The organism is Terrabacter koreensis, from assembly GCF_054783315.1.
Window position 1 is genome coordinate 14,503 of record NZ_BAAGQU010000006.1, and the last position, 18,417, is coordinate 32,919.

Annotated in this window: 18 protein-coding genes; 8 read left to right on the plus strand and 10 right to left on the minus strand. The window is 73.6% G+C overall.

Annotated features, from left to right (window positions below):
• Positions 1-13: 13 nt before the first annotated feature.
• Together ACYVNR_RS16470 and ACYVNR_RS16475 are read right to left on the minus strand one after the other, a co-directional pair.
• Positions 14-1,933, minus strand: coding sequence for an APC family permease (locus ACYVNR_RS16470; protein WP_461049567.1), 1,920 nt, complete (start codon positions 1,931-1,933; stop codon positions 14-16).
• A 44-nt stretch (positions 1,934-1,977) separates the two neighbouring features.
• Positions 1,978-3,279 (minus strand): APC family permease, encoded by a 1,302-nt coding sequence (locus ACYVNR_RS16475; RefSeq protein WP_461049434.1) that lies wholly within the window; start codon positions 3,277-3,279, stop codon positions 1,978-1,980.
• A gap of 81 nt (positions 3,280-3,360) precedes the next feature.
• Between ACYVNR_RS16475 and pdxR the strand changes: the two genes are divergently transcribed.
• Positions 3,361-4,836, plus strand: a complete 1,476-nt coding sequence (pdxR, locus tag ACYVNR_RS16480; protein WP_461049436.1) for a MocR-like pyridoxine biosynthesis transcription factor PdxR — start codon at positions 3,361-3,363, stop codon at positions 4,834-4,836.
• Here pdxR and ACYVNR_RS16485 read toward each other — a convergent pair.
• Genes ACYVNR_RS16485 through ACYVNR_RS16500 form a run of 4 tightly spaced genes read right to left on the minus strand, consistent with a single transcriptional unit; the run spans position 4,799 to position 7,974 of the window.
• The gene (locus ACYVNR_RS16485; protein WP_045192101.1) at positions 4,799-5,989 is read right to left on the minus strand and encodes an MFS transporter; all 1,191 of its coding nucleotides are present in this window, start codon (positions 5,987-5,989) and stop codon (positions 4,799-4,801) included. The two genes, pdxR and ACYVNR_RS16485, sit on opposite strands and share 38 nt — an antisense overlap.
• 52 nt (positions 5,990-6,041) lie before the next feature.
• The gene (locus ACYVNR_RS16490; RefSeq protein ID WP_461049439.1) at positions 6,042-6,674 is read right to left on the minus strand and encodes a cation diffusion facilitator family transporter; all 633 of its coding nucleotides are present in this window, start codon (positions 6,672-6,674) and stop codon (positions 6,042-6,044) included.
• Positions 6,671-7,594 (minus strand): cation diffusion facilitator family transporter, encoded by a 924-nt coding sequence (locus ACYVNR_RS16495; RefSeq protein ID WP_461049441.1) that lies wholly within the window; start codon positions 7,592-7,594, stop codon positions 6,671-6,673. Before ACYVNR_RS16495 ends, ACYVNR_RS16490 begins: the two co-directional genes overlap by 4 nt.
• A complete protein-coding gene (locus ACYVNR_RS16500; RefSeq protein WP_461049443.1) occupies positions 7,591-7,974 on the minus strand; it encodes an ArsR/SmtB family transcription factor in 384 nt (127 codons plus the stop codon). Before ACYVNR_RS16500 ends, ACYVNR_RS16495 begins: the two co-directional genes overlap by 4 nt.
• A gap of 121 nt (positions 7,975-8,095) precedes the next feature.
• Here ACYVNR_RS16500 and ACYVNR_RS16505 point away from each other — a divergent pair, with 121 nt between their 5' ends.
• Positions 8,096-9,079, plus strand: coding sequence for a DUF389 domain-containing protein (locus tag ACYVNR_RS16505; RefSeq protein WP_461049445.1), 984 nt, complete (start codon positions 8,096-8,098; stop codon positions 9,077-9,079).
• A gap of 42 nt (positions 9,080-9,121) precedes the next feature.
• Here ACYVNR_RS16505 and ACYVNR_RS16510 read toward each other — a convergent pair whose 3' ends face one another.
• The 3 genes from ACYVNR_RS16510 to ACYVNR_RS16520 form a co-directional block, all read right to left on the minus strand.
• On the minus strand, positions 9,122-9,787 hold the full coding sequence (locus ACYVNR_RS16510; protein WP_045192098.1) for a hypothetical protein: 666 nt from the start codon (positions 9,785-9,787) through the stop codon (positions 9,122-9,124).
• Positions 9,788-9,910: 123 nt separating this feature from the next.
• Positions 9,911-10,702, minus strand: a complete 792-nt coding sequence (locus tag ACYVNR_RS16515; protein WP_461049448.1) for a pentapeptide repeat-containing protein — start codon at positions 10,700-10,702, stop codon at positions 9,911-9,913.
• 1 nt (position 10,703) lies between these two features.
• Complete coding sequence (locus tag ACYVNR_RS16520) at positions 10,704-11,099, minus strand: DUF2237 family protein (protein ID WP_045192096.1); 396 nt, start codon at positions 11,097-11,099, stop codon at positions 10,704-10,706.
• Positions 11,100-11,150: 51 nt separating this feature from the next.
• On the opposite strand from ACYVNR_RS16520, the gene ACYVNR_RS16525 reads away from it, so the two are divergent.
• The 3 genes from ACYVNR_RS16525 to ACYVNR_RS16535 are packed head-to-tail and all read left to right on the plus strand — an operon-like array spanning position 11,151 to position 14,169.
• Entirely contained in the window at positions 11,151-11,597 is a 447-nt protein-coding gene (locus ACYVNR_RS16525; RefSeq protein WP_045192094.1) for a hypothetical protein, read from the plus strand.
• On the plus strand, positions 11,594-12,022 hold the full coding sequence (locus tag ACYVNR_RS16530) for a TIGR03618 family F420-dependent PPOX class oxidoreductase (protein ID WP_082081034.1): 429 nt from the start codon (positions 11,594-11,596) through the stop codon (positions 12,020-12,022). The genes ACYVNR_RS16525 and ACYVNR_RS16530 overlap by 4 nt, the downstream gene beginning before the upstream one ends.
• Positions 12,019-14,169 (plus strand): penicillin acylase family protein, encoded by a 2,151-nt coding sequence (locus ACYVNR_RS16535; RefSeq protein ID WP_461049451.1) that lies wholly within the window; start codon positions 12,019-12,021, stop codon positions 14,167-14,169. The genes ACYVNR_RS16530 and ACYVNR_RS16535 overlap by 4 nt, the downstream gene beginning before the upstream one ends.
• Here ACYVNR_RS16535 and ACYVNR_RS16540 read toward each other — a convergent pair.
• Positions 14,151-15,119 carry a glycoside hydrolase family protein gene (locus ACYVNR_RS16540; RefSeq protein WP_045192092.1) on the minus strand — a complete coding sequence of 323 codons (969 nt, stop codon included), beginning with the start codon at positions 15,117-15,119 and terminating at the stop codon, positions 14,151-14,153. The genes ACYVNR_RS16535 and ACYVNR_RS16540 overlap by 19 nt on opposite strands.
• 160 nt (positions 15,120-15,279) lie before the next feature.
• On the opposite strand from ACYVNR_RS16540, the gene ACYVNR_RS16545 reads away from it, so the two are divergent.
• The 3 genes from ACYVNR_RS16545 to ACYVNR_RS16555 all read left to right on the plus strand — a co-directional run bounded on the left by ACYVNR_RS16545 (position 15,280) and on the right by ACYVNR_RS16555 (position 18,399).
• Positions 15,280-16,683, plus strand: coding sequence for a hypothetical protein (locus ACYVNR_RS16545; protein ID WP_461049453.1), 1,404 nt, complete (start codon positions 15,280-15,282; stop codon positions 16,681-16,683).
• A 115-nt stretch (positions 16,684-16,798) separates the two neighbouring features.
• A complete protein-coding gene (locus tag ACYVNR_RS16550) occupies positions 16,799-17,257 on the plus strand; it encodes a hypothetical protein (protein WP_461049455.1) in 459 nt (152 codons plus the stop codon).
• Between the two features lie 59 nt (positions 17,258-17,316).
• Positions 17,317-18,399 (plus strand): DNA polymerase IV, encoded by a 1,083-nt coding sequence (locus ACYVNR_RS16555; RefSeq protein ID WP_082081032.1) that lies wholly within the window; start codon positions 17,317-17,319, stop codon positions 18,397-18,399.
• Positions 18,400-18,417: the final 18 nt, after the last annotated feature.

Here is an 18,417-nt window from a genome sequence, read left to right on the forward strand (position 1 = left end):
GATGGCGGGAGCCTCAGCCGCCGACGTGCACCTGCGGACGCCTGGTCGCATCCGGCTCGGCACGACGGATGATCTCGTGCGTGAGGGGTGGGATGTCGCCCTCCCCGGCCAGCAGGAAGCGCAGCACGTTCTGCCCCGGGGCCTTCTCGCTCCACTCGAAGTAGACGTGCGGGGGCTTGGTCACCCGGTCGCGGACGTCGAGCAGCACGGCGGCGAGCACGTTCGGCACCGACGGCCCGGTCGCGCGGAGGATGTAGTGGCCGCCGACGACCGCGGAGCCGACGTGCACCGTCGTCGCGAAGTCGCTGGCGTCGCTGATCTCGACCTCGAGGAAGATCGCGCCCTGCCGAGCGTTGAGGTGGTTGTGCATGCGCACGTCGAGCGACTTCGCGCGGTACTCCTCGCGGTCGCCGGCGTTGATCTTGTTGGCGATGAACCGCAGCGGCTGCGGGCCGAGCGCCGCATCGTCGAGGATCGCCCTGGCCCCCTCGTCGTAGACCACCCGCTGCACGCGCAGCTCCGTCGAGCGGACGATCCGCGACCAGACGCTGATGACGACGATGAGGGCGATGAAGACGAGGGCGATGACGAGACCCTCGGGACGCTCCTCGATGGTGATCGTGATCGTGTAGACGAAGATCGCGCTCACGACGGCGAAGAAGCCGGCGGCCCCCCGGTGGCCGCGGCGCAGCTCGGTCAGGAACACGGCGATCGCGGCGGAGGTCATGAGCGCGAGCACGCCGGTGGCGTACGCCCCTGCCTGCTCGTCGACGTTGGCGCGGAACGCGAGCGTCACGACGGCGGCGATGAACGACAGGACGAGGACCAGCGGGCGCGTCGACCGGGCCCAGTCGGGGGCCATCCCGTAGCGCGGGAGGTAGCGCGGCACGATGTTGAGCAGACCCGCCATCGCCGAGGCGCCGGCGAACCAGAGGATGCCGATCGTCGACGCGTCGTAGAGCGTGCCGAAACCCTCGCCGAGCAGCTCGTGCGCGAGGTAGGCGAGGGCACGACCGTTCGCCTGCCCACCCGGCTCGAACTGCTCGTGCGGGATGAGCAGCGTCGTCACGAGCGAGGACCCGATGAGCAGCACGCTCATGATGAGGGCGGCGGTCGTCAGCAGCTTGCGGGCGTTGCGGATGCGGCCCAGCGGCTGCTCCGTCGTGTCGGTCGCGTCGCCCTTGACGAGCGGCATGACGACGACACCGGTCTCGAAGCCGGAGAGGCCCAGCGCGAGCGCCGGGAAGACGAGCAGGGCGGCGCCGATGATGCCGAACGGGGCGGAGTGTGCCGCGGTCATCGCGTCGACCCAGTCTCCGAACGCGCTCGGGTGGTCGCCGATCTCGACGATGCCCCGCACGAGCACGACGGCGCTCAGGCCGAGGTAGGCGACGACGAGCACGACGGCGAGCCCGATGGCCTCCTTGAACCCCTTGAGGAAGATGGCGGCGAGCAGCACGAGGAGGGTCAGCGTGACGCCCACCTGGTGACCGGTGAGGGTCGACTTGAGGTAGGGGTTCTCGATGAGGTGCGCGCTCGCGTCGGCGGCGGACAGCGTGATGGTGATGATGAAGCCGGTCGCGACGAAGCCGAGCAGGCTGAGCACGAGGATCTTGCTCGGCCAGTACGACAGGAGCCGTTCCAGCATCGACAGGCTGCCGTCGCCGTGCGGGCTCTCGGCCGCCACCCGGCGGTACATCGGCAGCGCACCGAAGAGCGTGATGAGCACGAGGATGAGGGTCGCGATCGGCGACAGCGCGCCGGCGGCGAGCGCGGCGATGCCCGGCTGGTAGCCGAGTGTCGAGAAGTAGTCGACACCGGTGAGGCACATGACGCGCCACCACGGCTGCACGTGCTGCTGCTCCTGCGCCTCCGACTCCCGCTCGTAGTAGCCGCCGGGATCGGCCTCCTCGGCGTCGAGGAACCACCGCATCAGGGGCGTGCGCTCAGCGCGCTGCGTCGTCACGGCGGCGAAGTCTAGGGGGCTGCGCTGGGAACCTCGGACCGGGTGAAGCGCTGGTAGGCGAGCGAGAGCGCGACGATGCCCAGCGCCCAGAGTGCGTGGGCCCCGTTCGCGACCAGCAGTGCGAGGACCGACACGAACGCGAGGAGCGCGGTCCACCACCCGGCGGTGCCGCGCGGAAGCAGGCGCAGCGCCGCACCCGTGCCGAGCACGTAGACGAGCGTGAAGCAGCCGGTGGCCAGCAGCATGAGCGGCGTCAGCCCGAGGTCCAGCGTGACCGAGGCCCCGACCGACAGCATCGACAGCAGCATGACGAGCACGATGCTGCGGCGCGGCACCTCTCCGGGGCCGCCGCCCCGGGCGAGCCACGCGGGCAGGGCGCCGTCCCGCGCGAGCGCCGCGCCGAGCCGCGACCCACCGGCGAAGTACGCGTTCATGGCGCCGACCGTCAGCAGCACGGCGACGACGGCGGTGACGACCCTCGCCTGCTCGCCCAGTGCGATCGCCATGAGGTCCGACAACGGCGCCTGGCTGCGGCCGGTCGCCGGTCCGAGCACGAGGAGGCTCGTCGTGGCCAGACCGAGGTAGAGGACGCCGACCACGACGACCGCGACCGTCGTCGCCCTCGGCACGTCGCGGCGCGGGTCGCGGTAGTCGCCGGCGAGCGACGCGACGGCCTCCCAGCCGGCGAAGCCCCACACGAGGACAGCAGCCGCCGTCCCGACCGCGCCCCAGCCGTTCGGGGCGAAGGGGGTCAGCGAGGCGGTGCTGCCGTGGGGGAGCGCGAACGCGATCGTCGCCGTCATGAGCAGCGCGAGCACCGTGGCCAGGCCGAGCTGCACGCGTCCGGAGAAGCGCAGGCCCGCGAGGTTCATCAGCCCGGTGCCGACGATGAGGGCGCAGCCCACCGCGACGGTGGTCACCCGCCCGCCACCGACGGCGTCGGCCACGTAGCCACCGGCCATCATCGACGCCGGCGGCGCCCCCACCGGCACGGCGAAGTAGAAGCACCAGCCGACCGCACCGGCGGCTCGCTCGCCGAAGGCTCGCCGCACGTACGTCGACACGCCACCGCCGTCCGGGTGTCGGGCGCCGAGGGCCGCGAACGTGCTGGCGAGCGGGACCGACAGCAGCACGAGGGCCGCCCACGCGACGAGCGACGCCGGGCCGGCGGCCTCCGCGGCGAGCGCGGGCAGGGTGATGACCCCGGTGCCGAGCACGGCGCCCACCGACAGCGCTGCACCCTGGGCGACGGTGAGGCCCCCCGCGCCCGGGAGGATCGGGGTCTGGGCTGCGGGCCGGACGGGTGCGGTCATGGTCCCAAGACTCCCGGTCGAGTGGACCGGTCAGAAGGTCCACTTCTTGCCCGTCGGTTTGGGCCACTCTAGGCTCGCCCCGTGGACCTGCACGTCACCCTCGCCGGCTCCGGCGACCTCACGGCCCAGATCTACGCGCAGCTGCGCGAGGCGGTGCTCGACGGTCGCCTCGCCGGTGGTGACCGCGTGCCGGCGACCCGTGAGCTCGCCACCAGCCTGCGGGTCTCGCGCGGCACGGTCACCGCCGCGTACGACCGGCTCCTCGCCGAGCAGCTCCTCGAGAGCAGGCGCGGGTCGGGCACCTTCGTCGCGGCGGGCTGCGTGCCGCCCGCTCGCTCGGGGACGGCGCGGGGACGGCGTACGCGACCGGGGGCCGTGACGCCGACGGCTGCCTGGCGCTCGCCCTCCGCCGCGCCACGGGTCCCGGGCGACGCGGCGTACGACTTCTCCGTCGGCGTGCCCGACCACTCCCTCTTCCCGCTCGCGACGTGGCGGCGCATCGTCAGCGGCACCCTGCGGCGCGGACGGCTCGCCCCGGACACGTACGACGAGCGCGGCGCCAGCCGGCTCGAGGGCGAGATCGCGCGGTATGCCGGGGTGTCGCGTTCCGTGGTCGCCTCCGCCGACGACGTCGTGACGACGGCAGGGGCGCAGCAGGCGCTCGACCTGGTCGCCCGGGTGCTCGTCGAGCCGGGCGACGTGGTCGCCGTCGAGGACCCCGGCTACACGGCGGCCGCGCGGCTCTTCAGCACCCACCGCGCGACGGTGCGCGGCGTGCCCGTCGACGGCGAGGGCATCGTCGTCGACGCGCTGCCCGACGCGGCCCGTCTCGTCTACGTCACGCCCTCGCACCAGCACCCGACAGGTGTCGCGATGTCACGCGCGCGCCGGATCGCCCTGCTGGAGTGGGCGGTCCGGCACGACGCCGTGCTCGTGGAGGACGACTACGACAGCGAGTTCCGTTTCGCCGACCGGCCCCTGGAGCCCCTCCAGAGCCTCGACCGCGACGGTCGCGTCGTCTACGTCGGCTCGTTCTCGAAGTCGTTGCTGCCCGGCCTGCGGGTCGGCTACGCGATCGCGCCCAGCTCGCTCACCCCGGCGCTGCGCGAGGCGAAGCGGGTGACGGTGTGGGAGGGCGACGCGGTGACGCAGCGCGCCCTCGCCGACTTCCTCGCCGAGGGCCACCACGCCGCGCACGTGAAGCGCGCGACGAAGGTCTACCGGGCCCGCCGCGACGAGCTGCTCCGCGGCCTGGCCGCTGTCGAGGACCGGCTCGAGGTCGTCCCGTCGGCCGCCGGGCTCCACGTCTGCACCTTCCTGCGCGACGGAGACCTCGACGACATCGCGGTCGCCGACCGCGCCCTCGCAGCGGGCGTCTTCGTCGACCCCCTCTCGCCGAGGCACCTGGAACGACCGACCCGCCACGGGCTCGCGTTCGGGGTCGGCGGCATACGCGAGGAGGCGATCGGGCCCGGGCTCGCCGTGCTGCGCGACGTGATGCACGAGGTGCGCGGTGAGGTCAGCGCGCCCCGACCACAGCGCCTCGCCGGCGGATGATCGCGAACTGCGACGCGAGCGGGACGATGCCGAGCACGAGGACCATCGGCACCGCGAAGCCCAGGCGCAGGTCGTCGGACCCCACGGCCCCGGTGAGCACGGCCCCGAGCAGCGCGCCGACGTAGTTGAACTGGTTGAAGCGCGCCACGACCTGGTCGGTGCGGTCGATGCGCTCACCGGCAGAGTCCGACTCGCCACCGGCGATCGCCCCCGCCGCCGAGAAGCTGAGCGGCGCGATCGTCGCGACGGCTCCGCCGAGCACCGTGAAGCCGAGGACGGCGACGAGCCACGTCGGCGCGAAGACGATGACGGCCAGCGAGGCCGCGGCGACGACCCCGCTGACGCGCAGCAGCCACACCGCACCGTGGCGGTCGACGAGGCCGTCGCCGACCGCGCGGGCGAGCAGCGTCGCGACGAGGTAGGGGAGCGTCGCGAGCGCGGTGAGCCCGCTCGGGGCGTCGAGGGCGCCCTTGAGGTAGACCGGTCCCCACGTCGTGGCGGCCGTGTCGACCATGTAGAAGAGCACCATCGCGAGGCCGAGCAGCGCGATGCGTCGCCACGGCACGTCGATCGCCGCGTCGGACTGCGCCAGCTGGTCGCGGCGCACGAAGGGCGCCGCCAGGGCGGCGAGCGGCAGGACGAGCAGCGGGAGCAGGCCCGGGCCGAGGTCGACGTCCACGGTCGTGAGCGTCACGAGGGTGCCGAGGATGCCACCGGCCGTCCAGAACGCGTGGAACGACGGAAGGATCGGGCGGCGGTAGAGGTGCTCGACGGTGACTGCCTGCATGTTCGACGACGCGTCGACGAGACCGAGCGCGAGCCCGTAGACGGCCAGGCCGGCGACGAAGACCCAGAAGGCCGGCGCCAGCAGCAGCACCGCGAACCCGACGGTGGCGGCGACGAGGCCGGTGCGCACGACGACGGCGCTCGACGAGCGGGCCGCGACGACCTCGGCCACGACGGAGCCCGCGCCCGCGAGGAGCACGACCATGAGCAGCAGCCCGCTCACGGCGAGCTCGTCGAGGTCCCACTTCTCCTGGATCTGCGGCAGCCGCGTCGTCAGCGAGATGAAGAGCAGGCCCTGGACGAAGAAGGCGGTGCCGGCAGCGAGGCGCGCGCGGAGCAGGGGGGAGGACTCGGCCCGGAGTGTCACGGTTGGTCACCCTGTCGGCCAGGGGCCACGCCGTCAAGAGATCGCACGCGGGTCAGCAGCATGCGTCGCCGCGCCAGTTCGCGCGGCCCTCGCGGACGGCGACCCCGGCGATGACGAGGGCGGCGATCGCGTCGAGCCACCACCAGCCGAGCAGCGCGTTGGCGAGCAGGCCGACGAGCAGCACGGCCGAGAGGTAGGTGCACAGCAGGGTCTGGGTGCCGTCGGCGACGACCGCTCCCGAGCCGAGCTCGCGCCCGGTGCGTCGCTGCCAGTGCGACAGGATCGGCATGACGGCGAGCGAGAGGGCAGCGAGCCCGATGCCGACCACGGACGTGTCGGGTTGCTCCCGACCCACGAGGGCCCGCACCGACTCGAAGGCCACGTAGGCCGCGAGGGCGAAGAACGAGACGGCGATGAGGCGACGCGCCAGGTGCTCGCGCTCCTCGGGGACGCGGTGGCCGAACTGCCAGAGGATCACGAGGCCGCTCATCACCTCGACCGTCGAGTCGAGCCCGAACCCGACGAGCGCGGTCGAGTCGGCGATGCGGCCCGACGCGATGGCGACGACGGCCTCGACGACGTTGTAGGCGACCGAGGCGCCGGCGAGCAGCCGCGCCCGGCGCACGAGGGCCGCCCGCCGCGAGGGTGGCAGCAGCGAGAAGGTCGGCAGGGATGGGGTGCTCACCAGTCGGCTCCCCGGCACTGGCTGCGGTCGGTGGTCTCGATCTGGAGGGTCGCGTGTGCGACGTGGAAGCGCTCGCGCAGCATCCGGCTCGCGGCCTCGAGCACCTCCGCCCCGGCATCGGGTCGGGCGGTGACGAGATGCGCCGTCGCGACGTCCATGCCGGAGGTGAGGGTCCAGACGTGGAGGTCGTGCACCTCGGTGACGCCGGGCACGTCGCACAGCGCGCGGAGGACCTCGGTCGGCTCCATGCCGGACGGGGCGTGCTGCCCGAGCACGGCGACCACCTCGCGGCCGAGCCCGACCGCCCGCACCGCGACGAAGACCGCGATGGCGAGGGCGGTCACCGTGTCCCACCAGGTGCTGCCCGTGGCCCGGACCAGCAGGGCCGCGACGACGACACCGATCGAGCCGACGGTGTCGGCGACCACCTCGAGGTAGGCGCCCTTGACGTTGAGGCTCTCGCCGGCGCCACCGCGGAGCAGCAGCAGCGAGGCGACGTTGACCGCGAGGCCGACGGCGCCGACCGCGAGCATCGTGCCCGAGGCGACCGATGCCGGCGACCCGATGCGGGCGAGGGCCTCGACGACGATGTAGACGGCCACCCCGAGCATGAGCAGCACCGCGAGCCCGGAGGCGAAGACCTCGGCGCGGTAGGAGCCGAAGGTGCGCCGCCCCGTCGTGTCGGCCCGGGTCGCGATGCGAGTCGCGACGAGCGCGGCTCCGAGCGTCACGACGTCGGCGGCCATGTGGCCGGCGTCGGAGAGCAGGGCGAGCGACCCCGACACCAGGCCGGCGACGAGCTCGACGACGAAGAAGGCGCCGACGAGCCCGAAGGCGACGGCGAGCCGCCAGCGGTGCCGGCCGCCGGCGTGCGCCGCGAAGGACCCGTGGGACCCGTGGGACCCGTGGTCGTGGCTCACGGCCGGGGACTCCCGTCGTGGAGGGCGTGCTCACGGGTGACGTCGAGCAGTAGACGCACGTGCGCGTCGCTGAGCCGGTAGTAGATGTTGCGTCCCTCGCGCCGGCCGGTGACGACGGCGGAGGCGCGGAGCAGTCGCAGGGCCTGGGAGACGGTGGTCTCGGCGGTGGCGGTCGCAGCGGCCAGGTCGCAGACGCACAGCTCGCCGGCCTCGAGGAGGGCGTAGAGCAGGCGTGCCCGGGTGGGGTCGCCGAGCAGCTTGAAGACGCTGGTCACCCTGGCCAGCTCGTCGGGCCCCGGGGCGTTGTCGGTGGCCAGCGCCACCTTCTCGGGGTGCACGCAGGGCGTGGCGCAGGCGTCGAGGCCGCTGACGGTGCTCATGGTCTCCGCTTCGTCTGGCACGGTCCGGTCAGGCCGTTCATCTGAACGGATGTTCAGATGTCACTGTCGGGCCGTGCGCGCCGTCCTGTCAAACCGCCCCGCCGGCGGCAGACTGGCACGCATGCTCAGACTCACCGCGACGATCCCGAGCGAGCTGACCGAGGAGGTGACCCGGGTGCTCTCCGACTCCTCGGCGGTGAGCACCCTGGCCGTCATGCGAGGAGCCGCGCTGCGTCCGGTCGGCGACGTGGTCCAGGCCGACGTCGCCCGCGAGGGCGCCAACGCCATCGTCGAGAGCCTGCGCGATCTCGGGGTCCACGAGGGCGGCACGCTGCAGCTCGAGCCGGTCAGCACCTGGGTCTCGAGGGCCGGGTTCGAGGCCGACGAGGAGACGCCCGGCAGCAGCGCCGACGCCGTCGTGTGGGCCGAGGTCGCCCAGCGCTCCTACGAGGAGAGCGAGCTGAACTGGACGTTCCTCTCCTTCATGTCGCTCGCGACGCTCATCGCCGGCATCGCCATCGTCCTCGACACCCAGATCCTCGTCATCGGCGCGATGGTGCTCGGCCCCGAGTTCGGTGCCGTGGCAGCGCTCGGGGTCGCCCTGGTGCGGCGCCGGCCGCTGCTGCTCGCCGTGGCGGCGCGCGCCCTGGCGGTGGGCTTCGCCGTCGCGATCGCGGTCACCTGCGTGGCCGGGCTCATCGGGCGGGCACTCGGCTGGGTGACGCTCGAGGACATCACCGGCGAGCGGCCCGCGACGGGGTTCATCTACACGCCGGACAAGTGGTCGTTCATCGTCGCCGTGCTCGCCGCGGCCGCGGGCGTGCTGTCGCTGACATCAGCCCGGGTCACCGGGCTCAGCGGCGTCTTCATCTCGGTCACGACGATTCCGGCAGCCGGCAACGTCGCCCTCGGCCTCGCCTTCGGGGCGTGGGGTGAGGTGCGGGGCAGCGGGCTGCAGCTCGTCGTCAACATCATCGGGATGGCGCTGGCGGGCTGGCTCACCCTCGCCCTGCAACGTGCGATCTGGTCGCGCGTGCCCGCGCCGCGGTCGCACTCGCGGCTGAACCGGCACGTCCACGCCGAACCGCCGCCACCCAGGCGCTGACGCTCAGCACTGACGCTCAGCACTGACGCTCAGCACTGACGCTCAGGGAGTGGCCGTCGACCGCGGCACGGGCGGCGGCAGCGTGAAGGTCGTCGACAGCGCGCCGTTGACGAGCGAGAGCAGCACGCCGGTCTCCTGGCGCACGACCGAGTAGCGGCTCGTCGCGACGGGCGACCCGGCCGCGGCCTCGTCGGCACCCGCGCGGGCGAAGAGCCCGAGCGAGAAGAGCCTCCCGTAGTAGCTGGGCGCGTCGAGCCCCGGCGGTGGCCCGTTGGCGCCGAGTCGCGCCAGGTGCTGGGTCATCGCGTCGAGCTGGACGGCGGCCGCGTTGCCAGACAAGGGGATCCGGTCCAGCACTCGCACGTCGTTGACGAGGTTGGCGTAGTCGGCGAGAGCTGTCGTGCGGTTGAAGACGGTGCTCGTGGTGAGGCTCGGGCGCGGCAGCGCCGTTACGGTGACGGTCGGCGTTGCCACCACGGTCGAGGTCGTCGAGTGCACGACGGTCGTCGTCGCGGTGACGGTGCGCGTGTCGATCTCGGTCACCGTGACGGTCTGCGTCGGCACGGGCGTGCCCGTGACCCCGGATCCGGCCACCTGGCTCAGCTCGACGCCGGGCTTGCCTGCGGTGCAGGCGGTCAGGGCAGCCGTCAGTCCCAGGACGAGGGCGGCCGGCAGTGCGGCGGCAGCTGCGGCTCTGGCTCGGCGCACGGTCGGCTCCGGTGCTCGACGGGACGGATGGTCACGATGGTCACGATGGTCGCTGTGGCTCGATTGTGGGCTCTCGCCGCTCGCAGCGCGACCGAATGCGCCAACTGCGCAGTGCGCCCGCCGTCAGGTGCGTGCGGCCGCGAGCTGCGGCCGGGTGACGAAGAGCGCGCCGTCGACGACCGCGCCCCGCAGGTCGGCGTCGCGCAGGTCCGCCCCGAGCAGGTCTGCCCACCGCAGGTCTGCGCCCCGGAGGTCGGCGGCGATGAGCAGTGCGCCGCGGAGGTCCGTCGCCCGCAGGTCGAGCCCGCGCAGGTCGGCACCCACGAGGTCGGCGCCGGGGCCGACCCGCCGGGCCTTCCGTGACCGCCCGCGTATGCCGTCACGCCGCCGATGCCTCTCCCGCACGGTCGCGCTCACGGTCCGCAGCAGGTCGCCCACGCGCCCGCGAAGGGCGACGAGGTCGATGGCCAGGAGGGTGTCGGCATCGGCTGCGGTGGCGGCTCCCACCTCGTCGACGAGCCCGTCCAGCGCGGCGGCGGTGTCGGGGTCAGGCCCCAGCGCGACGGCCTCGAGGAGGTGGGCGAGCATCTCGTGCAGCTGGCGCACGACGGGCAGGACGGCATACATCGTCGGGGCCGTCGTGGGCGCCTCGCGCCACGAGACGCCGCCGAAGGTCACCTGCGACACCTGCTGGCCCGCCCCGAAGCAGTCGAAGGTCACGCAGCCGCGCCAACCGCCCTCGAGGAGCCGGTCGTGGATGCCGCACCGGTGGTCGGCGAGCAGGTTGCGGCACGGATCGCCACCGGCCTTGTCGACGGGGAAGTCGGCCGACCGCGCGAAGGGCAGGGCGACGCAGCAGAGCCCGAAGCACTGTGAGCAGTCGGCCTCCAGAGGGGGGAGGGCGTGAGCCGTCATGTCAGAGAAGGGAGCTCGGGTCGTCGGGCACGTCGGCGGCATACGACTGGAGCAGCTGCAACGGCACGACCTCGAGCGCCCGCTCGTGCGTGGCGGCGAGCACGACCGGTGCGCCCGCGCCGTCCTGGTGCGCCTGCAGCCACCGCACGGCGACGACGCACCACGTGTCTCCCGGCGTCAGGCCGGGGAAGCGCCACTCGGGGCGCGGCGTGACGAGGTCGTTGCCCACGCTGCGCTGGTGGGCGAGGAACTCGGGGGTGACGACGACGCAGATGGTGTGGCTGCCGCGGTCCTCCGGACCCGTCGTGCAGTAGCCGGTGCGGTAGAAGCCGGTCACCGGGTCGGTCCCGCACGGCTCGAGCTCACCGCCGAGCACGTTCCGTTCACGCGCTGCCATGGCCCAAACCTAGTCGCCGGAACGTGGCCGCTCGCTCGCTACGCTGAGCCCATGCTGGGGACGAAGGAGTACGAGCCCGACTACGTCGACGCCTGCCGCTCGCGGGTCGAGTCGCAGGTGGCGATGTTCCGTGAGGTGGCGCAGGCGGCCCGTGACCACGGCGACGCCGACGTCTCCGCGCTCGAGGGCGCCCTCGAGTCGCTCGAGTACGAGTACTTCAACAACATGCTCATCGTCCTCGAGGGCTGCTTCATCCACCGCTTGAGCGCCGCCGAGGGCCAGACCGGGAAGGCGCTGCACGAGGTGCGCGTGCTCGCCCGGTCGCTCGTCGAGAACGGCGGCACGGTGCTGGCCGACCCAGAGCTGGCGCTCGACCCCGAGCACACGGTCCTCGGGCTGTCGGCCGGCGACCCGATCACCCTGACGCTGCACCAGTTCCGTCGCATCTCCGACGCGTTCTTCCGAGAGATCCAGAGCAAGACGTCGGGCGACCGGTGACGGCCGGCCGACCCACGAGCGGGGCCGCTCTGCCCGCGGAGGTCGCCGAGTTCCTGCGCCGACCGAACTACGCGACGATCAGCTGCGTGCGCCCCGACGGCCAGCCCGTCTCGGTGCCCACCTGGTACCTCTTCGAGGACGGGAAGGTCGTCGTCAACATGGACGCCGGCCGCAAGCGCCTCGACTGGCTGCGGGCCGACCCCCGGGTGAGCCTCAGCGCCATGGACCCCGAGAACTGGATCACCCACGTCAGCCTCCAGGGCCGCGTCGTCGAGCTCTTCGACGACCGCGACCTCGGCGACATCGACCGCATCGCGTCGCACTACACGGGGCAGCCCTACCGGGTGCGCGACCGTGCCCGTGTCACGGCGATCATCGACGTCGACCGGTGGCACGGGTGGGGGCGCTTCAAGGACGCCACGTGACGCGCGAGCCCCTGGCCGGCCTGACCAGGGACGCCCTCGGTGTCCCGCACCTGCGCGCCGACGACGTGCTGGAGCTGGCCCGCCTCCAGGGCCGCGTCACCGCGCTCGACCGAGGCTGGCAGATCGAGCACCACCGCTGGCGCATGGAGGGGCGCACCGCCGAGTACGTCGGCGCGGACGGGGTGCCCTGGGACCGCTTCGCCCGCCAGGTGCGGCTCGAGGCCACCGTGCGACGCTGCTTCGAGCGGCTCGACGCCGAGACGCGGGCGTGGCTCACGGCATACGTCGACGGGGTGGACTCCGCGCTCGCCGAGGGGCTCACGGGCACACCGGAGGTCGAGGCGCTCGGGCTCGAGGCGTATGCCGCCGCGCCGCGCCCGTGGGCGCCGTGGACGCCGCTCGGCATCTTCTGGGGCATCCACCTGCTCTTCGGCACCTTCCCCGCCAAGCTCTTCAACGCCCACGTCGCCGACCGGCTCGGGGAGGACGCGCTGCCGCTGCTCCACGCCGAGGGTGTCGACCGCTCGGGGAGCAACGCGTGGGTCATCGGCGGCGCGCAGACCGCGAGCGGGCTGCCCCTCGTCGCGGGCGACCCGCACCGCACCATCGAGCTGCCCGGCTGCTACCAGCAGGTGGGGCTCGCGTGCCCCGAGTTCGACGTCGTCGGCTTCACGTTCCCGGGGGTGCCGGGCGTGCAGCACTTCGCCCACACGGGGTCGGTCGCCTGGGGCATCACGAACGCGATGGCCGACTACCAGGACCTCACGCTCGAGAGGCTTCGGTGCGACGGGTCGGGGGAGGACGGCGCCCCCGTGCTCGTGGCGCGCGGCCTCGACGGCTGGGAGCCGGTCGAGCACACGACCGAGACGGTGCGGGTGCGCGGCGAGGGCGAGCTGCACGTGCCCGTCGTCGTGACGGCGCGCGGCCCGGTCGTGACCGGGCTCGAGGCCGAGCTCGAGCGCGCCGCTGCGGTCGCCGGCGACGGTGACGAGGCCGCGGCTGCATGCGGACCGCCGCCCTTCAGCCTGCGCACCCCGACCCAGGTCGAGAGCGACCTCGGCTTCGGCGCGCTGCTGCCCCTGTTGCGGGCCCGCACCGTCGGCGACGTCGAGCGGGCGCTCGCGCGCTGGGTCGAGCCCGTGAACTCGGCGCTCGTCGCCGACACGAGCGGACGCATGCGCCACCTCGTCGTCGGACGGGTGCCGGACCGCGACGAGGCGGGCATGGTGCTGCCGCTGCCTGCCTGGGATTCCAGGCACACCTGGCACGGCTACCGCCGGGGTCCGGCCGTCGACGTGCCCGACGTCATGGTGAGCGCCAACGACCGGGCGAGCGGGGGAGGGCTCGGGGTCGAGTACGCGACGCCGTTCCGCGCCGAGCGCATCCGCTCGCTCATCGGGTCGCGCACCGGCCTGACCGTCGACGACTGCGCGGCGATCCACGTCGACACCCGCAACGGCCAGGCCGACCTCATGCGCGAGCTGGTCGAGGCCGTCGAGGTGGGCGGCCGCGCGGCGCAGGTGCGCGAGGTGTTGCTCGCGTGGGACGGCCACAGCGACGCCGACAGTCACGGGGCCGCCGTCTTCGCGCGTTGGCGCACCGCCCTGGTGCGGTGGTTCTCGGACCACCCGAGCCTCGCGCCGATGCTCGAGCCGAGCGGCCACTCGCCGATCTTCGCCGCGTGGACCGGGGTGGTCGCGCAGATCGGCGCCGGCTGGCACTCCATGGCACGGCTCGCCCCCGAGCGCGGCATCGACGTCGCCGACGGGGTCCGCGCGGCCCTCGAGAGCGTGGCCGGACAGTACGACCCGGACGCCGCGTGGAGTGACCGGCACTGGCTCGACCCGCTGCACGCGCTCGACGTCAGCGACCGGGCGCCGTCGGTGCCGCGCGACCCGGTCGGCGGCGACAAGGGCTGCGTGCTCGCCGCGGCGAGCGCGCCCGGGGTGACCGACCGCTGCTACGGCGGACCGGTCGCCCGCTATGTCTGGGACCTCGCCGACCGTGACGCGAGCCGGTGGGTGGTGCCCTTCGGGGCGAGCGGCGACGCCCGGGCCGACCACTTCGCCGACCAGACCCCGGCGTGGCTGGTGGGAGGGCTGCATCCCGTGGAGGCCGGCCGGTCGGGTCAGGCGGGCACGAGGTAGCCCGCGGCGTCCAGCGTCACCGGCATCGGGTCACCGATCCATAGCGACCCGTCCCGGCCGTCGTGGTGGAAGCCGAAGATCACGGTGCTGCCGTCGGGCCGGGTCACGACCGGGGCCGCGAAGAGCGTCGGGTCGGCCCGGAACGGCCGAGCCCGGGACAGGTCCCACGGGCCGAGCAGGCCCGGCGACGGCACCGACCACGTGCAGCACCCGTCGGCGTCGGCACGGCGCGCCGGGGTCATCTCTTCGGGGTGGCAGGTGAAGACGAGGACGGGCCGCCCGTCGATGACGAGGCTGCGCAGGACCTCGAGCTGCCCGAAGCCGGCGCCCGGCTCGCAGAGGGGTCCGCGCACCTCCCACGAGTCGAGGTCGGAACTCCAGGCGTGGGCGACGACACCGTCGTCGTTCTTCGCCGCGTCGCGGGCTCGGGCGGTGATGAGCAGGTGCCAGCCGTCACCCTCGGGGTCGCGCAGCACGAGCGGGTCGCGCCACGTCTCGCTGCTGCCCTCGAGGTCGGGCCCTTCGGTGGGGCCGGGGTGCGAGGCCAGCGTCTTGTAGTGCCGCGGGTCGATGCGGAGGGCCGGCTCGCTCGAGGCCCGGGTCCAGTGCACGAGGTCGTCGGAGACCGCGGAGCCGATCCGCTGGTCGTAGATGTGGTGTCCCGCGCGCGAGACGGCCGTGTAGAACATCCGCCAGCGCTCGCCGTCGTGCACGGTCGACCCGGTCCAGATCGCGAGGTCGTCGAAGCCGCTGTCCGACGGGGTCAGGGCGTCCTCGACGACCTCCCAGGCGACGCAGTCGGTCGAGACGGCGTGCCCCACCGTGGCGTTGACGTGCCGCAGGCTCGGGTCGCCGAGGGACCGTGGTGCCTGCAGGTAGAACAGGTGGGTGCGCCCACCGTCGTCGACGGTCCAGGCGTCCCAGACCCACCGGTCGTCCAGTCGCAGCATGGAGCAGAGTCTTCCATCCGGGCGACAGAGGGCGACACGGGCGACTTTGCCCAACTTTTACCATTTGCGGTACAAAACGTGACTCTGCACCGTACTGTTCTGCTATGAGAGGCCCTGCTCGACGGAGCGGGGCCGCGCTGACGCAGGAGAGGCGAGTTCGGTGACCACCCCCATGACGCCCACGCACGGTGCCCCGATGCGACCGGGACGGCCGGCCACGGCTGACGTCGACCGCTGGCTGCCCGACCCCTCCTGGCCCGTCCCGCCCCGCGGCTGGCAGCTCTGGGCCGCCGCCGGTGCGCCGACCCGCACCCTGCGTGACGAGTCCTCGCGCGGGGGCGACGGCGGCACCTCAGGAGGCGACAACGAGTTGGGACGTGACGCGGAGCCCCGGATCGTCCACACTGTCCCCGTGACGTCCGAAATGTCCGCTTTCGCCGCGCTCGAGGAGCCCTCGTTCACGCTGCCGGCCCGCCCGGGCCTGCTGGCCCCCGAGCCGGTCGACCTGCTCGCCGACCCCGAGCCGCGCCGCCTGCCCGAGGGCACGGTCTCCGGCTTCGCCGTCATCGGCGCCCTCGTCGCCTTCAGCTGCCTCGTGGGTGGCCTCACCGCAGGCTTCGTCGTCATCGGCGTCTCGACGCTCCTCGCGGCCATCGCCGCGCTCGTCCGCGGGCGCGTGTCGCTCTCGTCCGTCGGTGGCCAGCGTGGTGCGGCGCTGCTGCTCGGCGCCGCCGTCGCGGCCCTCATCCTGCCGTCCGTCACGGCGCACGAGCGCCGTGCCGAGCCCGAGGCGGCCGGTGGTGTGCCCGTCAGCTCCCCGTTCTCCGTCGGCACCCAGACCGCGTATGCCGCCGTGCCCTCGGCACCCGAGTCCGCCGGGTCGGTCCAGGCGCCGGCCGCGACGCGTCCGGCCGAGGTGCCCGCTTCGGCGGCGCCGTCGGCACCGCCGGTTCCGCCGGCTCCACCTGTGCAGGCACCCCCGGCGGTCCCGTCGGCCGTTGCCCCGGGACTCACGCTCGCGCTCGACGCCCTCGACCCGAGGCCCGGCAACGCCGAGGGCCCCGGAACTCCGGGGCAGCGCTCCGACGACAACTCGGGCAAGGGCTCCGACAAGGGCCCGGCCAAGGCTGCCGACAAGGCGTCCGACAAGGCGTCCGACAAGGCGTCCAAGGCCGCGGACAAGGCTGCGGACAAGGCGTCCAAGGCTGCCGACAAGGCCGCGAAGAAGGCCGCCGACAAGACTGCCAAGGCCGCCAGGGCGAACGAGAAGGCAGCCAAGGCTGCCCTCGCCAAGGCCGCCAAGGCGGCTGCGGCGCAGGCCCGCCAGGCGCGCGCCCAGGCCCAGCCGGCAACGCAGGGCTTCGCACCCGACCCCACATCGCGGGCGATCCTCGGGTCTTCGAAGAAGGCCGACCGGGCGTCCGGTGGCGCGGCCGTCCCCACCGGTCAGGCCAGGGCCGACGTGATGGCCGCCACGAGGCTTGCGCGACAGGACGCCGAGAACGCCGCCAAGGCGGCGAAGACCGTTGCGGCCAAGGGTGTCTCGGCGACGTCCGGACACTGACAATCCACGCGACCCGCCCGTCAGCCGCCCGTCAGCCGCCCGTCAGCCGCCCGTCCCTCGAGCCGAACCTGCAGGCCTCGGCGCCAACCCGGCTCGCGTGTGCCACAGTGACCTCGTGGCGCATTCAATGACCCGGGGCACGATCGTCTGGTTCGTCGGTTCCGCCGTCGTCGGTGCCGCCGCCGGCGGGCTGCACCTGCTCCGCTCCGAGCTCGGCGGCGCCCACACCGGAGTGCCGCTCGCCGTCGGCGCCTTCGGCCTCACGGTGCTGGCCGCCGCGATGCTCTTCCACGGTGTCGTCCTCGCGGCGCGTGAGCAGGACGCCGCCGCCGGCCCGGCGCCCGTCGACGACGACCCGACGGGCGGAGACACCCGGACCCGCAGCGCCCCCAGCGCCCCCAGCGCCCCCAAGGCCGCCGGGGCCCCTCGACGCTCGGAGCCTGTCGATCGCTCCGAACCGACCGAGTCGTCCGGCACGCCCGAGCCGCCGGCCGTCTACACCTTCCGGGCCGGCAGGCAGGTCACCGACCAACCACGGCGGCCCGCCAAGCGCGACCGCCCGACGCGCGGCTGACGTCCGCCCGGCCCACCGGCACCGCCAGCACTGTCGGTCCGCGCGGGCACAATGGCGTCATGAGCGCCGGGCCCGCCCGTTGGGTGCTGCACGTCGACCTCGACCAGTTCATCGCGGCGGTCGAGCTGCTGCGCCGACCCGAGCTCGTCGGCAAGCCCGTCATCGTCGGTGGGCGCGGCGACCCGACCGAGCGGGCCGTCGTGTCGACGGCGAGCTACGAGGCCCGCGAGTTCGGGGTCGGCTCGGGCATGCCGTTGCGTCTGGCCGCCCGCAAGGCACCCGACGCGGTCATCCTGCCGGTCGACGCGCCGGCATACACCGAGGCGTCCGAGCGGGTCATGGAGACGTTGCGGTCCCTCGGCGTCGTCGTCGAGGTGCTCGGCTGGGACGAGGCGTTCCTCGGGGTGCAGACCGACGACCCCGAAGCCTTCGCGCAGCGGGTCCGGGGCGCCGTGCTCGAGGCGACCGACCTGCACAGCTCGGTCGGCATCGGCGACAACAAGGTGCGGGCCAAGATCGCCACGGGCTTCGGCAAGCCGCGCGGTGTCTTCCGGCTGACGCGCCACAACTGGTTCGAGGTCATGGGCGACAGGCCGACGATCGACCTCTGGGGAGTCGGCTCCAAGGTGTCGAAGCGCCTTGCAGGTCACGGCATCGAGACGGTGCGTCAGCTCGCGGACGCCGACGAGGCCACGCTCGTCGGCGAGTTCGGGCCTCGCATGGGCGTCTGGTACTCCCAGCTGGGGCGGGGCATCGGCTCGGCCGTCGTCGACGACTCGCCCTGGATCGCGCGGGGGCACAGCCGCGAGACCACCTACCAGAGCAACCTGACGACGCCCGCCGAGGTGCGTGACGCGGTGCGCGACCTCGCCGAGCAGGCGTTCGACGACACCGCGAAGGAGGGCCGGCCGGTCTTCCGGGTCACCCTCAAGGTCCGTTACGCGCCGTTCTTCACCCAGACCAAGGCCCGCAAGCTGCGCGCCCCGACGTCCGACCGCGACGAGGTCGTCGCCGCGGCGGTGGAGCTGGCCGCGACGCTCGACCCGGAGCGCGAGGTGCGGCTGCTCGGCGTGCGCGCCGAGATGGTCATGCCCGAGGGCGGCGACCCGGTCGAACGCACCCCGGTCCGCGGGCGGCTCTGAACCGCCGCATCGGCAGTC

Excerpts from the sequence above, each read along its gene's own strand:
- ACYVNR_RS16470 (WP_461049567.1), bottom strand. The coding sequence starts at position 1,933 with ATGCGGTGGTTCCTCGACGCCGAGGAGGCCGATCCCGGCGGCTACTAC.
- ACYVNR_RS16555 (WP_082081032.1), top strand. The coding sequence starts at position 17,317 with ATGAGCGCCGGGCCCGCCCGTTGGGTGCTGCACGTCGACCTCGACCAG.
- ACYVNR_RS16475 (WP_461049434.1), bottom strand. The coding sequence starts at position 3,279 with ATGACCGCACCCGTCCGGCCCGCAGCCCAGACCCCGATCCTCCCGGGC.
- ACYVNR_RS16500 (WP_461049443.1), bottom strand. The coding sequence starts at position 7,974 with ATGAGCACCGTCAGCGGCCTCGACGCCTGCGCCACGCCCTGCGTGCAC.
- ACYVNR_RS16505 (WP_461049445.1), top strand. The coding sequence starts at position 8,096 with ATGCTCAGACTCACCGCGACGATCCCGAGCGAGCTGACCGAGGAGGTG.
- ACYVNR_RS16525 (WP_045192094.1), top strand. The coding sequence starts at position 11,151 with ATGCTGGGGACGAAGGAGTACGAGCCCGACTACGTCGACGCCTGCCGC.
- ACYVNR_RS16520 (WP_045192096.1), bottom strand. The coding sequence starts at position 11,099 with ATGGCAGCGCGTGAACGGAACGTGCTCGGCGGTGAGCTCGAGCCGTGC.
- ACYVNR_RS16540 (WP_045192092.1), bottom strand. The coding sequence starts at position 15,119 with ATGCTGCGACTGGACGACCGGTGGGTCTGGGACGCCTGGACCGTCGAC.
- ACYVNR_RS16515 (WP_461049448.1), bottom strand. The coding sequence starts at position 10,702 with ATGACGGCTCACGCCCTCCCCCCTCTGGAGGCCGACTGCTCACAGTGC.